This window comes from Muriicola soli, assembly GCF_004139715.1.
Taxonomy (GTDB): Bacteria; Bacteroidota; Bacteroidia; order Flavobacteriales; family Flavobacteriaceae; genus Muriicola; species Muriicola soli.
Map to the genome: position 1 here is coordinate 426077 of NZ_CP035544.1, position 18294 is coordinate 444370.

The window sequence follows — 18294 nt, forward strand, 5'->3', positions numbered from 1 at the left end:
TCAAAAAAAATAAACACTAAAGGGTCTATTTTTCATTTTAATAATTACCTTAGCCTCAGTTTTATAAGAAAATCATGCATAACAACTTCTGGAACGGTTTCTATTTTTACTTCTTTTTTCAAAGAGGCAAGGGACTGTTGTAGATTAGTGTTAAACCATATAAAAGCAAGTCCCGTTAAAACCGGGGCTTTTTTTTTGAACAAAAAGGTGAGAAAACGAATTGCAATTCAGGGTATCAAGGGCTCAAACCACCATCAGGTGGCCAGGGAATACTTTGGTGACGAAATTGAACTTGTTGAGTGTCTCTCTTTCCATAGCCTGGTAGACCAGCTCCTGGAAGGAAAGGCAGACAAGGGGGTGATGGCTATAGAGAATTCCATAGCAGGTTCAATTATTCCAAATTACGCTTTAGTGTATGAAAATAATTTGCACATTATCGGGGAGCATTACCTCAATATCCATCACCATCTGATGGGACTCAGAGGACAGACCATTGCCGATATTCGGGAAGTGAGATCGCACCCCATGGCACTCTTGCAGTGCAGGGAATACCTGAAAACACAATCCCATATTAAAATGGTAGAAGATGTAGATACTGCCGAGACAGCTTTCCGCATACGGGAAGAAAAATTGTCCGGAATTGCTGCAATTGCTCCGGAAATGGCTGCTGAAATGTACGATCTGGAAATTATTTCCCCTGAAATCCAGACCATAAAAAACAATGCAACCCGATTTATCATCGTAAAAACGGTGAATAAGGAATTGCCAAAAGAAGAAATCAATAAGGCGTCATTGCGGTTTATTACAGACCACAAAAGGGGTAGCCTTGCAACGGTTCTCAACGTGATGAGCGATTGTAATTTAAACCTTACCAAGATCCAGAGTTTACCTATAATTGAAACGCCCTGGAAATACGCCTTTTTCGTTGATGTCACTTTTGACGATTACAACCACTTCGCAAAATCGAAGTCGCTTTTACAAATCATGTCCGAAGATTTCAAGGTGTTGGGCGAATATAAAAACACACGGATATGATCACTACGGCAGACAGACTCAAGTCGGTTGAAGAATATTACTTCTCAAGAAAACTTAAAGAAGTGCGTGGCCTGATGGCTGAAGGAAGACCTATTATTAATATGGGTATAGGCAGTCCTGATCTTTCTCCTTCTCCGGAGGTTCTCAGCACCTTAAAGGAAGCGATTTCTGAAAACGGAGCGCATCAGTATCAGAGTTATCAGGGCTTACCTGAGCTAAGACAGGCCATTTCTGATTTCTATTTGGAGAAATTTGCGGTTGAGGCCGATCCGGGCACGGAAATACTGCCATTAATGGGGTCTAAGGAAGGAATCATGCATATAAGTATGGCATTCCTCAATCCGGGAGACGAAGTATTGATCCCGGATCCGGGATATCCTACATATAGGGCCGTAACCCAACTCATCGGAGCGACTCCCAGAACCTATTCCTTGAGTGAAGAAAAACAATGGTTTCCCGACTTGAAAAAGCTGGCAAGTGAAGATCTGAGCAGGGTTAAGCTGATGTGGGTAAGTTACCCGCACATGCCTACGGGTGCTACCGTAAACGAAAAACAATGGGGCGAATTAGTCGATTTTGCCAAAACACATCAAATACTGATGGTCAATGACAACCCCTATAGTTTCGTGCTGGGAACAAATCCTATGAGCATACTTCAGATTCCGGGTGCCAGGGAAGTTGCTCTGGAACTTAACTCTCTGAGTAAAACATTTAATATGGCGGGATGGCGCGTAGGGATGGTTCTGGGAAAGGCCGATCACATTAATGCCATCCTAAAGGTAAAGAGCAATATGGATTCAGGGATGTTTTACGGCATTCAGAAAGGAGCGATAGCAGCATTAAAAAGCGGTAGAAGCTGGTTTGAAGCGCTTGACGAGGTTTACCAGGCGAGAAGAAAGCACATGTTTGAGCTGGCAACACTACTGAATTGCACCTTCGATCATAAGGCAGTCGGGATGTTTGTATGGGCCAAGTTGCCTGAAGGAGCAGCTTCTTCTGAAGAGTTTATAGACCGCATTCTCTATGAGAAAGATATTTTTATTGCTCCCGGAACTATTTTTGGGAGTAAAGGTGAAGGGTATATTCGATTTTCCCTCTGCGTTAAATCAGAAAAAATCAAAGAGGCCATAGCTCGATTTAAAAATTAGAAATGAAAATAGGAATTATAGGAATTGGCTTAATAGGAGGTTCGATGTCAAAGGACCTGAAAAAGATCCTGCCCGATGCTGAGATTTTTGGTTTTGACCATAATCCGGAACATCTCAAGACGGCCCTGGAACTCAACCTTATTGATCATGTCGGGGATGATTCTATGATAGAGGAGGCAGATATTATATTTCTGGCAATTCCTGTTGATGCGGCAGTAAATGCCCTGCCAGACCTTCTCGGGAAAGTTAAAGATGACGGGCTTATTATCGATGCGGGTTCAACAAAATCACTGATATGTTCATCAGTGAGCGGACATGCGAAGAGAAGAAATTTCCTGGCTTGTCACCCTATTGCAGGTACTGAATTCTCGGGGCCTACAGCAGCTATAGATGGTCTATACGACGGCAAGACCAACATCATCTGTGAAGTTGAAAAGACGGCTTTTAAATTACAGGAAAAAGCTTTGGATCTCTTCGCGAAAATGGGGATGAGGATCAGGTATATGAATCCTGAAGCTCACGATAAGCATATTGCCTACGTAAGTCACCTCTCGCACATCAGTTCATTTATGCTGGGTAAAACCGTAATAGAAAAAGAAAAGAACGAAAGGGACATCTTTGACATGGCAGGAAGTGGATTTGAAAGCACCGTTAGACTGGCAAAAAGTTCGCCTGATATGTGGACTCCTATTTTTGAGCAGAATAAACTTAATGTGATTGAAACCCTGGAAGAATACATACAGAACCTCCAGGCTTTTAAGGACAAATTGCTGAACAATGATATGGAAGGAATCTATCAGGAGATGGAGGATACCAATAAAATAAAAGAGATATTAAAAGGAATACCACTGAATAAAATTTAAGGATAATATGGAGAATTCAAAAAAATTGAGAGGCTGGTTAGACGAAATGGCACTCCCTCACCCTTTAGTGATAGCGGGCCCATGTAGTGCCGAAACCGAGAAGCAGGTCTTGCAAATTGCGCATGACCTCAAGGATACAGATGTCAATTTTTACCGGGCAGGGATATGGAAACCGCGGACACGGCCCGGAAACTTTGAAGGAGTAGGTGCTATTGGTCTTAGGTGGCTACAGCAAGTTAAAAAGGAAACCGGTTTAAAAACTGCAACCGAAGTAGCCAACAGAACACATGTGGAACTTGCCCTGGAACACGATGTAGACCTTTTGTGGATTGGAGCCAGATCAACGGTGAGTCCGTTTATCGTGCAGGAAATTGCAGATGCGCTTAAAGGAACGGATAAGATTGTGCTGGTTAAGAATCCGGTTAATCCGGACCTTTCGCTCTGGCTTGGAGCTGTGGAGCGTCTTCATTCGGCAGATATCGAGAAGTTGGGCGTTATCCACAGAGGATTTTCAACCTATGAAAAAACAAAGTACAGAAATATTCCTGAGTGGCAGTTGGCTATTGAGTTACAGACCAGATTCCCTGACCTGCCACTGATCAACGACCCCTCACATATCACGGGTAAAAGAGACATGATTTTTGATGTCTCCCAAACGGCTCTGGATCTCAATTTTGATGGACTGATGATCGAGACGCACTGCGACCCTGAAAAAGCATGGAGCGACGCGGCACAGCAAGTTACCCCTAAAAGACTCGTACAAATCATGGAAGACCTGAAGATCAGAAAAGAAACCGACGAAGAAGCGGAATACAAAAACGACCTGAACAATTTAAGGGCACAGATCGATATTATTGATAACCAGCTCATAGATATTCTTGGAAAGAGAATGCAGGTTTCGGACGGAATCGGGTTATTAAAAAAACAACGCAATGTAGCCGTTCTCCAAACCAACCGATGGAACGCCATTTTAGGTAAAATGATCCTGGAAGGTGAAGCAAAAGGATTGAGCGAGGAATTCGTCCTCAAAATGTTTAAAGCTATTCACCAGGAGTCGATTAATCATCAGGAAAAGATCATTAATTCGTAAAAAAACAGAGCAATTCTGTAACATTGGAGACAGTGATGAGTCTTTAGAAAAACACTAATATCTGAATTATGAAAAAAGTTATTTTTCTTACTTCTTTACTTATCACTACTGTGAGTTTTGCTCAACGAATTATCGACAGGGAAGTCGGCGAATTCAATGAGATCAAAGTTTACGATCTTATAGAGGTAAACCTGATCAAATCCAACGAAAATCGCATCCTGATCAAGGGTGAGCACGTAGATGATATCAAATTTGTCAACAAGGATGGCGTCCTAAAGTTACGGATGCAACTCGAAAGGAAATTTCAGGGAGAGGACACCTTAATTGAAGTTTACTACACGGATATAGACATAATTGACGGCAATGAGGGAGCTAAAATTGTCTGCAATGAGACGGTAGAGAAAGACAAGATTACCTTAAAGGCTCAGGAAGGTGCGCAGATAACAGTGGGCCTGGAGGTTAATCATGTTGATGTGCGCGCGGTAACCGGGGGCATAGTAGAAGCCTCAGGACTCGCAACAAATCAATTTATTGTTATTACAACAGGAGGGATTTTTGAAGGTCGGGAACTCAAGACCTCCAATTCTTCTGTAAAGATTCGTGCCGGTGGTGAGGCCTCCCTTAGCGCTACGGAGGATGTAGACATCAACGTTACGGCGGGAGGAGACGTCTACGTTTATGGCAATCCAAAAAATGTCAACAAAAATACTGTAGCCGGAGGACGAATCTATATCAGAGATTAAAAGATTTTAAAGGCAATAAAAAAGCCCTGGTTCTTCCAGGGCTTTTATTTTTTTAGCAATATTCTACTGAATTGAAAAGTCAAATACAGATTGATTATCCCTTCCCTGTGGTACGGCTCCCTGATAGATAAAACAATACTCACCGGGCTCCAATGCATCAGGGGTAACAATAAATTTGTTCCCTTCCACGGCCTCAATATTGAAGTTTAAAGCGTATTTGGGGTCAATTCCGCTACTACTAGAAATCCAACTGTTCTTTCCTGTAATGATTTCACGCAAGTTTTTACGCTCCTTTACGGTTAGTTTAACGAGAACGAATTCGTTGGGACTGCTGGCGGTTCGGAACCACCAGTTAAAGATCCCTGTATCTCCGCCCTGACTGTTCTGCAAATTATCTACTTCACCGGTACTCGGATCGAAGATAAAGGTAAATTCAGGTGAACTCGTCGTGAGGACATTATTAGAATGAATACCGGGCAACTGGGCCTTCTCCTTAGAATTGATCAGCCCGGAGACCAATCTTTGAGCAGCAGCATTAGAATTAGATCCAGAAAATACACTGGGTTGTATGAGTTCCTGCTCACCTTTTGAATTAGCGTAATAAATTCCTGTCTTTGACTTTGTGTTTTGCCTTGACTTAGCCATGATAAGTGAAAGCACTTCAGAGGAAACCCCCGCATCCTTCATCTTACTCAAAGCTGAGATTGAAGCGTCAAATTTTACATCAGAATTGTTGATTTTATCAATGATCATAAAATCATCGAATCCCAATTCAACCATCTGTATTACAGATTCATTAGTAATAGTTTCCTGAGCAAAAGATTGCATACTAAAGGAGAGGCAGCAGCTCAGAAACAGTAGTTTTAGATTTTTCATCCCGTGGTTTTTGGTTATTTATCATTCTTTAAAAAGAAGCGGATATAATTTACGGAATTTTTACTAATTTTTTTACAATTTAGGTTAGAAATTGGTTGACGAATAATAAGGTACAATTCTCTATTTCTTAAAGATGTATCGGGTGATGAATATTCCCTGTCCGTCACCTTTTCCGCTATCACTTTCCACAGCACTGCTGACAAAAGCCAATTCCCATCCATCAGATACCATGGCATTGATCATAGAAGTAATCATTGTATCGTTGGCGGCGATATTTTGAAATCGAATACCTCCCATATTGAAAAAGTTCAGAAGTTTTGTTTCTTCAAAATTCTTAACTCTGATATCTTTTCGACTCGATTTGTTTCTGGTATTGTCTTCTTCCGTTTGTTCACTGGTGTATTCCTGGTAATCTTTCTCTTCCATAGAATTTATGATTCTGGATCTCCCAAGACCACTTGGGACAATAGACTCAACGCTGGTGATAACTCGGTATTCCTGGGCTTGCAGGGCAACTCCGGCAAAGCCAAAACAAAGTAGTAACAAAATGGTATTTCTCATGATTTTAGAACAATTATGGTTAATAAATAGACCTCCTTAAAGATACTTCAATGTCTCATTGGTTTATCGTTTCTTTGCATTGAGATATGAACAAGAATGAAGGGAACTGTTTATAAATCTACAGGGAGTTGGTACACTGTGAAAACCGCTGAGGGGGAGGTGTACGACTGCCGTATAAAAGGCCGTTTCAGGATCAAGGGTATAAAAAGTACCAATCCTGTTGCAGTTGGTGATGTGGTTAATTTCGACTTGGAACAAACCGGGGATACTACTTTCGGGGTTATCCACGATATTGAGGAAAGGATAAATTACATCATAAGGAAATCCGTTAAGCTATCCAAGCAAACTCATATCATCGCAGCGAACATCGACCAGGTTTTTCTAATGATCACACTTAATAATCCGAAGACCTATACCATTTTTATAGACCGATTTCTCGCAACATCTGAGGCCTATGACATAAAAACGGTTTTGCTCTTTAACAAGATTGATTCTTATAAAGAAGAAGAGCTGGATGAGGTGAGGTACCTGGCTGCTCTATACCGAAAAATAGGATATACCTGTCTCGGCATTTCAGCTAAGGAAGGTAAGAATGTTGAGCAAGTTAAAGAGATGATGGTGGGGAAGACCAGTATGTTCTCCGGGCATTCAGGAGTGGGTAAATCTACCCTGATCAATGCCATAGAACCTTCCTTGGAACTGAAAACCGCTGAGATTTCTGAACAGCATTTACAGGGGCAGCACACCACTACTTTCGCAGAGATGTACGATCTGAGTTTTAATGCTCGTATAATTGATACCCCGGGGATAAAAGGCTTTGGCCTTGTAGATATGGAGAAAGAAGAAATTGGAGATTATTTTCCTGAATTTTTTGCTTTAAAACAAGACTGCAAATTCAACAATTGTCTTCATGTAGATGAGCCCCAATGCGCTGTAAAAGAAGCCCTTGAATATGATGAGGTTTCCTGGAGCAGGTATAAAAGTTATCTGCAAATGGTTAGCGGGGAAGAGGATACTTATCGCTTTGATGATTTTGATGAATAAGCGTTTACTAATTTTAATTCCGGCTTAAAGAATGAGAGCAGTTGTTCAAAGGGTGGCCTGGGCAAACGTTACGGTTGAAGAGAAGAGAATAGCTGAAATCGAACAAGGACTGCTTATCCTTTTGGGGATTGAGGATGCCGATTCACAGGACGACATCCTATGGCTTTCAAATAAAATTACCAATTTGCGTATCTTCAACGATAAGGAAGGGGTGATGAATCTCTCCCTTAAAGAGGTGGATGGCGATGCCGTAGTGGTTAGTCAGTTTACCTTACATGCAAATACCAAAAAAGGGAACAGACCATCATATATCCGGGCTTCAAAACCAAAGGTGGCTATACCCTTGTACGAAGAATTTGTAGAACAACTGGAGTTAGACCTCGGTAAAAAAGTGGGAACAGGAATATTCGGGGCTGACATGAAAGTTGCCTTTTTAAATGATGGTCCGGTGACTATCGTCATCGACACAAAAATAAAAGACCTATGAACATCAGCCATGCACAATTAGCAGTAGATCAGTGGATAAAAGATCACGGAGTACGATACTTTAACGAACTCACCAACATGGCTCAGTTAACTGAGGAAGTAGGAGAAGTTGCTAGGATCATAGCACGCAGGTACGGGGAGCAAAGTGAAAAGCCCTCCGATAAGGATAAGGATCTGGGGGAGGAGTTGGCTGATGTACTCTTTGTTGTACTCTGTCTCGCAAATCAAACCGGAATTAATCTCCAGGAAGCCTTTGACCGAAAACTAGATCTAAAGGCGAAGCGTGATCACCAGCGTCACCAGGACAATAAAAAACTCAAATAAGCGTATCTTTGAACCTTCCATCATCGTATGGCGGGTAAATCAAGGAAAATTCAAAACTTCACCCCATTGACACTTTATCTTTCAGGCCCGCCCACTCCAATTAAGAAAGCCAGAATTAATATCACCGGCTCAAAAAGCGAGTCGAACAGATTATTACTTCTTCAGGCATTATATCCCAATCTCAAAATAGAAAATTTATCTAATGCCGATGACGTAAAGGTCATGATGGAAGGCCTGAAGGTTACCTCAGGAACCGTGGATATTCACCATGCGGGTACTGCCATGAGATTTCTTACTGCATACTTCGCCACCAAAGAAAGTGCGGATGTCACTTTAACAGGTTCATCGAGGATGCAGGAGCGACCGATAAAGGTACTGGTTGATGCGCTACGACAATTAGGCGCAGATATTGAATACCTGAAAACTGAAGGGTATCCCCCTCTGCGAATCAGGGGAAAAAAATTAGAGAGATCCAAAGTTAGTTTACCGGCCAACATCAGCAGTCAGTATATTTCAGCCTTGCTACTGGTTGCTCCAGGTACACAAAAAGGTTTGGAACTTGAATTACTAGGAGAAATTACTTCGGTACCCTACATTAAAATGACGCTCTCCCTTTTAAATGAAATGGGAATCAAGAGTTCATTCTCAGGCAACAAAATCAAAGTTGGTCCAACAGACACCATCTCAGCAAGAAGCATAAGGGTTGAGTCGGATTGGAGTTCAGCCTCTTACTTTTATAGTATAGCGGCCTTTAGCGAGATAGGAACCCATCTTGAGCTCACTTCGTATAAGGATAAAAGTTTACAGGGCGATCGGGTGCTGGCCGATATTTACCGCCATTTTGGTGTGGAGACAAGGATAGAGGGGAGTACCTTGCATCTGATTAAAAACGCCCATCCTGGAAAGCCGGGTGAGGATAAAGATGTAGTGTTTAATTTCCATCTGGCCGATGCCCCTGATATCGCACAGACCATTGCTGTAAATTGTTTTGGATTGCAAATAGGTTGTCGTATCACAGGACTTCACACCCTGAAGATTAAAGAAACAGACCGATTGGAAGCCCTGAAAATAGAACTTACAAAATTGGGAGCCCGCATTGAGGTTTCTGATCACCACCTCGAAATGACCCCTGTTGATCACATTGAAAAAGACGTATCTATCGCTACTTACAAAGACCACCGAATGGCTATGGCATTTGCTCCTCTGGCACTAAAGACAAATTTGTATATCGAGGAGGCAGAGGTGGTGTCTAAGTCGTATCCCGACTTCTGGCGTGACCTGGAGCAACTTAATTTTCAGATTAGTCAAACAGACCATTGATTTAATCACCCATTTACTTGACAAGGCCTGTTGGCAGGTCGTATATTTGCAGCTTTTAATTATTTCCTGAAATAAGGTTCTTCCGGTTAGTTTACAGCAAAGATTCCGGCAGAATCCAGGATAACACATGAGACAAAATATTCTTCTATGAAATTATCACATTTTAATTTTGAGCTTCCAAAAGAGTTATTAGCAGAGTATCCTGCAGAGCACAGGGATGAATCCAAACTGATGGTCGTCCACCGGGAAACAGGAAAGATCGAACACAAAATGTTTAAAGATCTTATCGACTACTTTAAGGAAGACGATGTGATGGTGCTAAACAATACCAAAGTATTTCCGGCCCGCTTATTTGGGAATAAGGAGAAAACCGGAGCTAGGATTGAGGTGTTTTTATTGCGTGAACTCAACGAAGAACAACGACTTTGGGACGTACTCGTTGATCCCGCTCGTAAAATTCGAATTGGTAATAAGCTCTATTTTGGAGAAGATGAAAGTCTGGTCGCCGAGGTAATAGACAATACCACTTCCCGTGGGCGTACGCTGAGATTCCTTTACGACGGTGCCTACATTGATTTTAGAAGAAAATTACGGGAATTAGGGGAGACACCTTTACCTAAATACATCAAGAGGGATGTGGAACCTGAAGATGAAACCCGTTACCAGACCATTTATGCAAAACACGAAGGTGCTGTTGCAGCTCCTACTGCCGGGCTGCATTTTTCAAAACACCTGTTAAAGCGGCTTGAAATAAAGGGGATCAAATATGCGGAACTTACGCTGCATGTAGGATTGGGAACTTTCAATCCGGTAGAAGTAGAAGATCTATCCAAGCATAAAATGGACAGTGAAGAGCTGGTCATTGACGAACGGGCTACGGAAATCGTGAATACGGCTAAGAATAATAAGAGAAGGATATGTGCCGTGGGGACCACTGCTATGAGAGGTTTGGAGAGTGCCGTTTCATCAGACTATATGCTGAACACCTTTGACGGATGGACAAACAAATTTATTTTCCCTCCGTACGAATTTAGTATAGCCAACGCGATGGTCACGAATTTCCACTTGCCAAAATCCACCTTGTTGATGATGGTTTCGGCCTTTATGGGTCACGATCTTATGAAACGCGCCTACAAGGAAGCTATACTCGAAGGCTACCGCTTTTACTCCTATGGAGATGCCATGTTGATCATCTAGGCTAAACTTACCCGGGAGATCCTGAACTACAGCAAAGAGGTAGAATAGAGGCAATTGTAAATTTATACGATGGATTCGATCCAGAAAAAAGACATCAGAGCTTTATCAAGAGAAGAGTTGAGGTCTTTCTTCTTGGAAAGGGGAGACCAGGCCTACCGTGGAGATCAGATCTATGAATGGCTGTGGAAAAAGGGAGCTCATTCTTTTGAGGACATGACTAATCTCTCCAAAGAAATCCGGGCCATGCTGGAGGAACAGTATGTCATCAACCATATTGAGGTAGATCACATGCAGCGAAGTAAGGATGGCACTATCAAGAATGCCGTCCGACTACACGATGGATTGACCGTAGAATCTGTTTTAATTCCTACTTCAAAGAGAACAACCGCCTGTGTTTCCAGTCAGGTGGGCTGCAGCCTCGATTGTAAGTTTTGTGCCACTTCCCGTTTAAAGAGAATGCGAAACCTGAATCCGGATGAAATCTATGATCAGGTAGTTGCCATTGACAGGCAAAGCAGACTATACCACAACCGCCCCCTGAGCAATATTGTTTTTATGGGGATGGGAGAACCCCTTATGAATTATAAAAATGTTCTCAAGGCCATAGATAAAATCACCGGTGACGAAGGATTGGGGATGTCTCCTAAGCGAATCACGGTTTCAACCTCGGGAGTTCCGAAAATGATCCGTAAAATGGCAGATGAAGGGGTGAAATTTAAACTTGCTGTATCACTTCACTCGGCCATTGAAGACATACGAACTTCCATAATGCCCTTTAATGCCACCTTCACTCTTACTGATCTCAGGGAATCTCTCGAATACTGGTATGCAAAGACAAAGAGCAGGATTACCTATGAATACGTGGTATGGGAAGGGATCAACGACCAACAAAAAGACGTGGATGCCCTTGTGAAGTTTTGCAGGTTCGCCCCGGCCAAAGTGAATCTCATTGAGTACAACCCTATAGATGACGGGGATTTTAAACAAGCCGGGGATGCAGCAATTGACATGTATGTTCAGGCCTTGGAAGCGGAAGGAATTACGGTTACCGTAAGGCGTTCTCGTGGGAAAGATATTGATGCAGCATGTGGCCAGTTAGCCAATAAATCATAATGGACATTGCCAAAATCGACCTGAGACATTCCTTAGGCCAATAAATCTGAGCACAGGGCCAAGCCTGGTAATTTTTTACCTAATTTTAACCCTCACAACGATCAGCAAACAATCTTCCGGAATTGAAAATTGTATCCCAAATAAAGGAGCCCGTAAGCGGGGAAATGGAACTTTTTGAACAAAAGTTCTTTGATTCTATGTCTTCAAAGGTGGCGCTTTTAAACCGAATCACTTATTATATCGTCAATAGAAAAGGAAAACAAATGCGACCTATGTTTGTTTTTCTGACTGCAAAAATGGTCAATAACGGCGAGGTGAATGAACGCACTTACAGAGGTGCGTCTGTCATCGAACTTATCCATACGGCTTCCCTGGTTCACGACGACGTAGTGGATGAAAGTTATAAGAGAAGGGGATTTTTTTCCATCAATGCCTTGTGGAAAAATAAAATTGCGGTACTGGTTGGAGATTATTTATTGTCTAAAGGGATGCTGCTATCGGTGGAGCACGGGGATTTTGATTTGCTCAGGATCATTTCGGTGGCGATCAGGGAGATCAGCGAAGGAGAATTACTTCAATTGGAAAAAGCCAGACGTCTTGATATCGACGAAGCAGTCTATTACGATATCATCAGGCAAAAAACAGCGACACTAATTGCCGCCTGTTGCAGCCTTGGGGCCTGCTCCGTAAAACCCGACTCACCCCATGTTGAAACCTTCCGCAAGTTTGGGGAATTGTGCGGGATGGCTTTTCAGATAAAGGATGATCTCTTCGACTATGGAGAAACAAAAATTGGCAAGCCTACAGGTATTGACATCAAGGAACAGAAAATGACCCTTCCCCTCATTTATGCCCTTAACAATTCAACTGAAAAGGAAAAACGCTGGCTTATCAATTCGGTAAAAAATCACAACAAGGATAAAAGGCGTGTAAAAGAAGTAATTGAATTTGTGAAGGATAAGGGTGGCTTGGAGTACGCCGAATCCAAAATGCACGCCTACCAGGAAGAGGCTCTTCAATTGCTCGATGCATATCCCAACTCGCCATACAAAGAGGCCTTGCAGCTGATGGTCAACTATGTGGTTGATCGCAAAAAGTAAGCTAAGAAGGCTCTACAAAGAAAAATTCTTAATTTTTTTTACACCCAGGCAACGTTTTTGATGTATAAATCGTCTATAGGAATAGAAGGACACACTACATGAAGATTATTTCATTGTACGAGAACGAAAAGGCCACCCTTAGAAAAGCAGTGAGGGGAAACCGGAATGCACAGCGTATGATTTACGAAAAGTATTCCCCTAAAATGCTCTCTGTGTGCAGGCAATATATCAAAGATCTTCATTTCGCCGAGGATGTGATGATCGGTGGTTTTGTAAAAGTCTTTAATAATTTGAATTCCTTCCGGCACGAGGGAAGTTTTGAGGGCTGGATAAGAAGAATAATGGTTCGAGAGGCAATTACCTATCTGCGGAAAAATCAGTTTGTAGTTTACGATTCTGAGAAAATGGAAACGCATACTGAATCAGTTCTTTATAACGAATCTCAATTGCAGGTAGAAGAGGTTCAGAAGCTGATTGACTCCCTGCCAGATGGCTATAAGACGGTGTTTGTCTTGTATGCTGTGGAAGGCTTTAAGCATAGGGAAATTGCTGAACTTTTGCAGATTTCCGAAAGTACATCAAAATCGCAGTTATTTAAAGCCAGACAATTTTTACAACAGCGAATCAGCAGTTTGGAAATCAGGAAGAAGACACAATCGTAATTAAAAAATCATGGGAAAGCATCGCTTAGACGAAAAAATACGGAACGTACTGCAAGAACGCAGTATAAATCCTTCCGAAGACTCATGGTCTCGTATTGAAGAGCAATTGGGATCAGCTCCTGTAACCAAAGGAAGTAACTTTTGGAAGTATGGAATTGCTGCAGGATTTACAGGTGTACTATTTATATCCGTAATTCTGCTTTCTACACAAGTTGATGTGGTACTTCCTGCAAATGAGGTAGTGAATTCAGGAAATGATTCAGAAGAGAAGACCCCGACAATAACGCAAGAAAATTCGATTGAAATTCAGTCGGAAATTGCGGTTCAACCCAAATCAAAGACCCAACCCGTGATCAATTCAAGGGAGCAAGCGGAAGGGAAGTTTGAAGTTGCTGAGCTGGTTCAAGAAGATCAGGAAGAGACCCAGCGCAATGTGGCAAAAGAGATCTTACAATTGGAAAAATTAGATATCAATATAGCCGAGGTTGTGGCACAAGTAGAGGTTTTAGAAGGACAGGGAGTGGTTTCTGATGAAGTGATAGATTCCCTGCTGATGCAAGCACAGGCGGAAATACTTAAGGGGCAAGCTGCCCAGGCAATGAATAAGGTAGATGCACTTGCACTCTTGGCTGATGTTGAAGAAGAGGTCAATCAATCTCTGAGAGATCAGTTGTTTGAAAAACTTAAAGACGGTTATTTGAAAGTGCGGACAGCCATTGCCTACAGAAACGAATAATTACTAACTAAATATCGAGTTTTTTTCCTCATTCAGGCGGGTGAGGGCAGGAAGAGTTTATTCATCAATCAATTAAAATTTAAAATCATGCTAACAATTACAAGAGTAACCCTGACATTTATTTTTCTACTTCTGGTCCAGGGTTTATTTGCCCAGGAAGAAGTACAACGGAAAATCGATTCGCTTCAGCAACGAAAAGAACAGATTAGTTTGCAGGAGAAGGAAGCGCTAAAGAAAGAAGTGGAAGCGATAATGATGAGGCAAAAGGACGGGGAGATATCTGCGGAAGAGGCCCAAAAACTAAAAGAAGAAGCTGCACGTAAAAGAGCACTTAATATCGAGAATAAATTGGCTATTCTGGATAATACCATCGCTCTGATGCAGCGTAATGGCGGGGTGGTTAACGTTGAACAGGACAGCAGCCATTACGTGACGAAGATTGAAATTGGCTGGGGGCACAGGGACACAGACCACAGCCGGATTTTTGGTGTTCGATATTCTGATCGAAAGGAGCCTAAACCCGTGGTTTATGATAGGAGGACCTATTCTGATATGGTGTTAGCCTTTGGAATCAATAATGCGATTATTGACGGTCAGTCCTTGGGAGATTCTCCTTACGAACTTGGGGGAAGTCGATTTTTTGAACTTGGGGTTTCATGGCGAACAAGAGTCTTTAAGAACTCAAATTTTATGCGGATAAATTACGGTTTATCTCTCCAATTCAACGGCCTGCAACCAAAAGACAATCAATACTTTGTAGCAGATGGCCCGGAGACTACCCTGGAGACCTTTGACGTGGATTTGCGGAAGGCCAAACTCAGGATGGACAACCTGGTTGTTCCGGTTTATTTTGAATTCGGACCTTCTAAATTCACAAAGACTGATACCAGGATAAGGTACTCCATCAGAAATCAATTCCGCATTGGATTTGGAGGCTATACAGGTTTTAATATCGGTACACGCCAAAAACTCAAGTACGATCGCAATGGGGAGCGAGTAAAGGACAAATTAAAGCGGGGTTATAATACCAGTGACTTTATCTACGGAATAGGAGCGTATGTGGGCATAGACGGCGTATTATTGTATACGAAATACGACCTTAATCCTATATTTCAGGATGCCAGTATACGTCAAAGGAATATTTCCTTCGGACTTCGATTTGATATGGATTGATACTACAGGCCGATCTCTTTTAGAGATTCTCAACAGCTACCATTAACTTTATAAAACAGGGATTTGTTTTTTTAACAGTCCCTGTTTGTGTATTTTTATCCTTCTCTAATAGTTTACTTTTGATTTCAAAATCGACCATTGACCAGGTTTACGAAACCGCCCGAGTAGAGGAGGTTATCGGTGATTTTGTCAGCCTTAAAAAATCGGGTTCCAACTTTAAAGGACTGAGTCCTTTCACCGATGAAAGGACACCCAGTTTTATGGTGTCTCCGGTAAAACAGATCTGGAAAGACTTTAGTAGTGGAAAAGGGGGTAATGTGGTAGCCTTCCTGATGGAACACGAGCACTTCACTTATCCCGAAGCCATTAAATACCTGGCAAAAAAATATCAGATTGAAATTGAGGAAACTGAGCAAACTGATGAGCAGAAAGAACAGGCCAATGAGCGCGAGAGCTTATATCTGGTTTCTGAATTTGCGCAAAAATACTACCAGGATGTATTATGGAAAACCGAGCCAGGGAAAGCGGTAGGACTCAGTTATTTCAAAGAACGCGGATTTACCGAAGAGACCATTCGCCAATTTGGATTAGGCTATGGTTTGGACGAATGGGACGCTTTTACAAATCACGCTCTGGAAAAGGGATATCAACTCGATTATCTGGAAAAGACCGGATTGACCATCGTAAAGGATGATTCCAGAGATCCCGGACTCAAAAGAAAATTTGACAGGTTCAAAGGAAGAGTACTCTTTCCTATCCACTCCTTAAGCGGAAGGGTTCTTGGCTTTGGTGGCCGAATCCTCAGTAATGATAAGAAGGCCGCTAAATACCTCAATTCTCCGGAAAGCGAGATCTATTACAAGAGCAAGGTCCTCTATGGTATTTATTACGCGAAGCAGGCCATTGCGAAAGAAGATAATTGCTACCTGGTAGAGGGATATACGGATGTGATTCAGATGTACCAGCGAGGGATTCACAATGTGGTAGCATCCAGCGGCACGGCCCTGACGCCCGATCAGATACGCATCATCAATCGATTAACCAGAAATATTACGGTCCTGTTTGACGGTGACGCGGCAGGCGTAAGGGCTTCACTTAGGGGTGTGGATCTGATACTGGAACAAGGGATGAATGTGCGAATCTGTACCTTCCCAGAGGGAGATGATCCGGATAGCTTTGCAAAGAATAATTCTCTTGAAGATGTCCTTGACTACCTTAAAGAAAATTCCAAAGACTTTATACAATTTAAAACCTCCCTTCTCGCAGAAGAAGCTGCTAACGACCCTATTAAAAAAGCAGATACCATTCGCGAAATCGTAGGCAGTATTGCCAAGATTCCGGACCGTATCAAACGTGAGATTTACGTGCAGCAATGTGCGGCAATGATGAATATTTCCGAAGAGGTGCTCTTCAATACTCTTGCCCAGATCAGCAGAAAGGAGAACAACGATGCCAGAAAACAGGAAAGGCAGGAACAAAAAGCTTTTGAAGTTATCAGGGATCAGCCGAGAGAGGCAAAGGTTGACGTACAATTTGAGCTGGAGCGAAAAATAATTGAGATTTTATTGCTTTACGGGAAAGAAGAACAACAATTTGAGGATCTTGTTTTAAAAGAAAATGAAGAAGGAGAATTGGTCCTGGAGCCCGAAAACGTGGATGCCAAGGTTTACGAAAAGATTTACCTAGACCTGCAGGAGGATGAGATCGAATTGACACACGATCAGTTTAAAATCATCTATTACAAGCTCATGGAATACCTCAATGAAAAAGAAGATTTTCAACTCTCGTCTTTTCTAAATGAGTTAGATCAGGAATTAGTAAATAACATTTCCTCCATCCTAATGGAAGAAGAAAAGTACAGCCTTCATAACTGGGAACGCAAAGATATTTATCCTAAGGAAAAGACGAAGTCGATCGCTCAACTCGTTAGCGAAACCATACTTACCCTGAGGTGTTACCTCATAAAAAAGCGGATTTACAGCCTGCAGCAAGATACTGAGGAGGAATCGGAGGATAACAAGGAAGTTTTGGAAGAAATTGTCAATTACTTGCAGCTCAATAAATTACTCAATAATAAATTGAATAGAGTCCTGTCTTAGAGGCCTTATTTGGCGATGGGGCAATTATTAAAGGGCATTAAAAAACCCCCTTGTAGAGAAGGTGGTTATTTGTAGTTTAATACAATTCCAGTGCTTTTGCCTGTTGTAGCAGATCAACGAGATTGTCAACGTTGAGTTTTTTCATCAAACGCGATTTGTAGGTGCTCACCGTCTTTTCATTGAGGTTTAATCCCTCTGCGACATCCTTATTGCGTTTGCCACTGGCGAGGAGCTTTAATACTTCAACCTCCCGGGTAGACAATTTCCTGAAGAATCGGCGCTGTTTTTGCGTTCCTTCATCAAATGCCAGGCGCTGAGCGAGTTCGTTGGTGATGAACATTTTTCCATCGCCTACCTTTTTAACGGCGGTAATGATATAGTCTAAATCTGAGGTTTTTGAAAGATATCCAAAGGCACCTGCCCTGATGGTGCTTAAGGCGTATACGTCTTCCGACTGCCCGCTATAGATGAGTACCTTTACATCAGGATACTCTTTTTTCATTTTCCTCAAAGTAGCAATACCATTGATTTCCGGGATGTCCATTTCTAACAGGACGACATCCGGTTTGACCTTTTCTAAGGCGTTAAAAAGTTCAGTAGTGGTAGAAACGTCACCTAAAACTTTAAAATCTGAAACAGTATTAAGGACTTCTTTAATTCCCAGTCGGACAATAGGATGATTATCCGCGATTAAAATGTTGATCATTGTTGATTTTTTCTGAAT

At 42.0% G+C, this 18294-nt stretch carries 19 protein-coding genes; 16 read left to right on the top strand and 3 right to left on the bottom strand.

Annotation, left to right across the window (positions count from 1 at the left end; translation table 11 throughout):
• The first annotated feature begins 207 nt into the window (after nt 1-207).
• From EQY75_RS01855 to EQY75_RS01875, 5 genes are all read left to right on the top strand, one after another.
• Complete coding sequence (locus EQY75_RS01855) at nt 208-1035, top strand: prephenate dehydratase (protein ID WP_129602349.1); 828 nt, start codon at nt 208-210, stop codon at nt 1033-1035.
• Complete coding sequence (locus tag EQY75_RS01860; protein ID WP_129602351.1) at nt 1032-2183, top strand: pyridoxal phosphate-dependent aminotransferase; 1152 nt, start codon at nt 1032-1034, stop codon at nt 2181-2183. The genes EQY75_RS01855 and EQY75_RS01860 overlap by 4 nt, the downstream gene beginning before the upstream one ends.
• Before the next feature lie 2 nt (nt 2184-2185).
• Nucleotides 2186-3046, top strand: coding sequence for a prephenate dehydrogenase (locus EQY75_RS01865; RefSeq protein WP_129602353.1), 861 nt, complete (start codon nt 2186-2188; stop codon nt 3044-3046).
• Between the two features lie 7 nt (nt 3047-3053).
• Nucleotides 3054-4136: a bifunctional 3-deoxy-7-phosphoheptulonate synthase/chorismate mutase type II gene (locus EQY75_RS01870; protein ID WP_129602355.1), complete on the top strand. Its 1083-nt coding sequence runs from the start codon at nt 3054-3056 to the stop codon at nt 4134-4136.
• A gap of 68 nt (nt 4137-4204) precedes the next feature.
• A complete protein-coding gene (locus EQY75_RS01875) occupies nt 4205-4879 on the top strand; it encodes a head GIN domain-containing protein (protein ID WP_129602357.1) in 675 nt (224 codons plus the stop codon).
• A gap of 63 nt (nt 4880-4942) precedes the next feature.
• Here the strand turns inward: EQY75_RS01875 and EQY75_RS01880 are convergent, their stop codons facing one another.
• Both EQY75_RS01880 and EQY75_RS01885 read right to left on the bottom strand, forming a co-directional pair.
• Nucleotides 4943-5755 (bottom strand): hypothetical protein, encoded by an 813-nt coding sequence (locus EQY75_RS01880; RefSeq protein WP_129602359.1) that lies wholly within the window; start codon nt 5753-5755, stop codon nt 4943-4945.
• A 120-nt stretch (nt 5756-5875) separates the two neighbouring features.
• The gene (locus tag EQY75_RS01885) at nt 5876-6316 is read right to left on the bottom strand and encodes a hypothetical protein (RefSeq protein WP_129602361.1); all 441 of its coding nucleotides are present in this window, start codon (nt 6314-6316) and stop codon (nt 5876-5878) included.
• Between the two features lie 96 nt (nt 6317-6412).
• On the opposite strand from EQY75_RS01885, the gene rsgA reads away from it, so the two are divergent.
• The 11 genes from rsgA (at nt 6413) to dnaG (ending at nt 17570) form a co-directional block, all read left to right on the top strand.
• Nucleotides 6413-7360 carry a ribosome small subunit-dependent GTPase A gene (gene rsgA / locus EQY75_RS01890; protein WP_129602363.1) on the top strand — a complete coding sequence of 316 codons (948 nt, stop codon included), beginning with the start codon at nt 6413-6415 and terminating at the stop codon, nt 7358-7360.
• Nucleotides 7361-7391: 31 nt separating this feature from the next.
• Entirely contained in the window at nt 7392-7847 is a 456-nt protein-coding gene (gene dtd, locus EQY75_RS01895) for a D-aminoacyl-tRNA deacylase (protein WP_129602364.1), read from the top strand.
• Entirely contained in the window at nt 7844-8170 is a 327-nt protein-coding gene (locus EQY75_RS01900) for a nucleotide pyrophosphohydrolase (protein ID WP_129602366.1), read from the top strand. The genes dtd and EQY75_RS01900 overlap by 4 nt, the downstream gene beginning before the upstream one ends.
• 66 nt (nt 8171-8236) lie before the next feature.
• Nucleotides 8237-9490, top strand: a complete 1254-nt coding sequence (locus tag EQY75_RS01905; protein ID WP_246019947.1) for a 3-phosphoshikimate 1-carboxyvinyltransferase — start codon at nt 8237-8239, stop codon at nt 9488-9490.
• A 147-nt stretch (nt 9491-9637) separates the two neighbouring features.
• Nucleotides 9638-10687: a tRNA preQ1(34) S-adenosylmethionine ribosyltransferase-isomerase QueA gene (queA, locus tag EQY75_RS01910; protein ID WP_129602370.1), complete on the top strand. Its 1050-nt coding sequence runs from the start codon at nt 9638-9640 to the stop codon at nt 10685-10687.
• A gap of 69 nt (nt 10688-10756) precedes the next feature.
• Complete coding sequence (gene rlmN, locus EQY75_RS01915) at nt 10757-11800, top strand: dual-specificity RNA methyltransferase RlmN (protein ID WP_129602372.1); 1044 nt, start codon at nt 10757-10759, stop codon at nt 11798-11800.
• Between the two features lie 122 nt (nt 11801-11922).
• Nucleotides 11923-12900 carry a polyprenyl synthetase family protein gene (locus tag EQY75_RS01920; RefSeq protein WP_129602374.1) on the top strand — a complete coding sequence of 326 codons (978 nt, stop codon included), beginning with the start codon at nt 11923-11925 and terminating at the stop codon, nt 12898-12900.
• A gap of 98 nt (nt 12901-12998) precedes the next feature.
• Nucleotides 12999-13562, top strand: a complete 564-nt coding sequence (locus EQY75_RS01925; protein ID WP_129602376.1) for an RNA polymerase sigma factor — start codon at nt 12999-13001, stop codon at nt 13560-13562.
• A gap of 10 nt (nt 13563-13572) precedes the next feature.
• Nucleotides 13573-14298 carry a hypothetical protein gene (locus EQY75_RS01930; protein ID WP_129602378.1) on the top strand — a complete coding sequence of 242 codons (726 nt, stop codon included), beginning with the start codon at nt 13573-13575 and terminating at the stop codon, nt 14296-14298.
• 87 nt (nt 14299-14385) lie between these two features.
• A complete protein-coding gene (locus tag EQY75_RS01935; protein ID WP_129602379.1) occupies nt 14386-15471 on the top strand; it encodes a hypothetical protein in 1086 nt (361 codons plus the stop codon).
• Nucleotides 15472-15590: 119 nt separating this feature from the next.
• Nucleotides 15591-17570 (top strand): DNA primase, encoded by a 1980-nt coding sequence (gene dnaG / locus EQY75_RS01940; protein WP_129602381.1) that lies wholly within the window; start codon nt 15591-15593, stop codon nt 17568-17570.
• Nucleotides 17571-17646: 76 nt separating this feature from the next.
• Here dnaG and EQY75_RS01945 read toward each other — a convergent pair whose 3' ends face one another.
• Nucleotides 17647-18276: a response regulator gene (locus tag EQY75_RS01945; RefSeq protein ID WP_129602383.1), complete on the bottom strand. Its 630-nt coding sequence runs from the start codon at nt 18274-18276 to the stop codon at nt 17647-17649.
• Nucleotides 18277-18294: the final 18 nt, after the last annotated feature.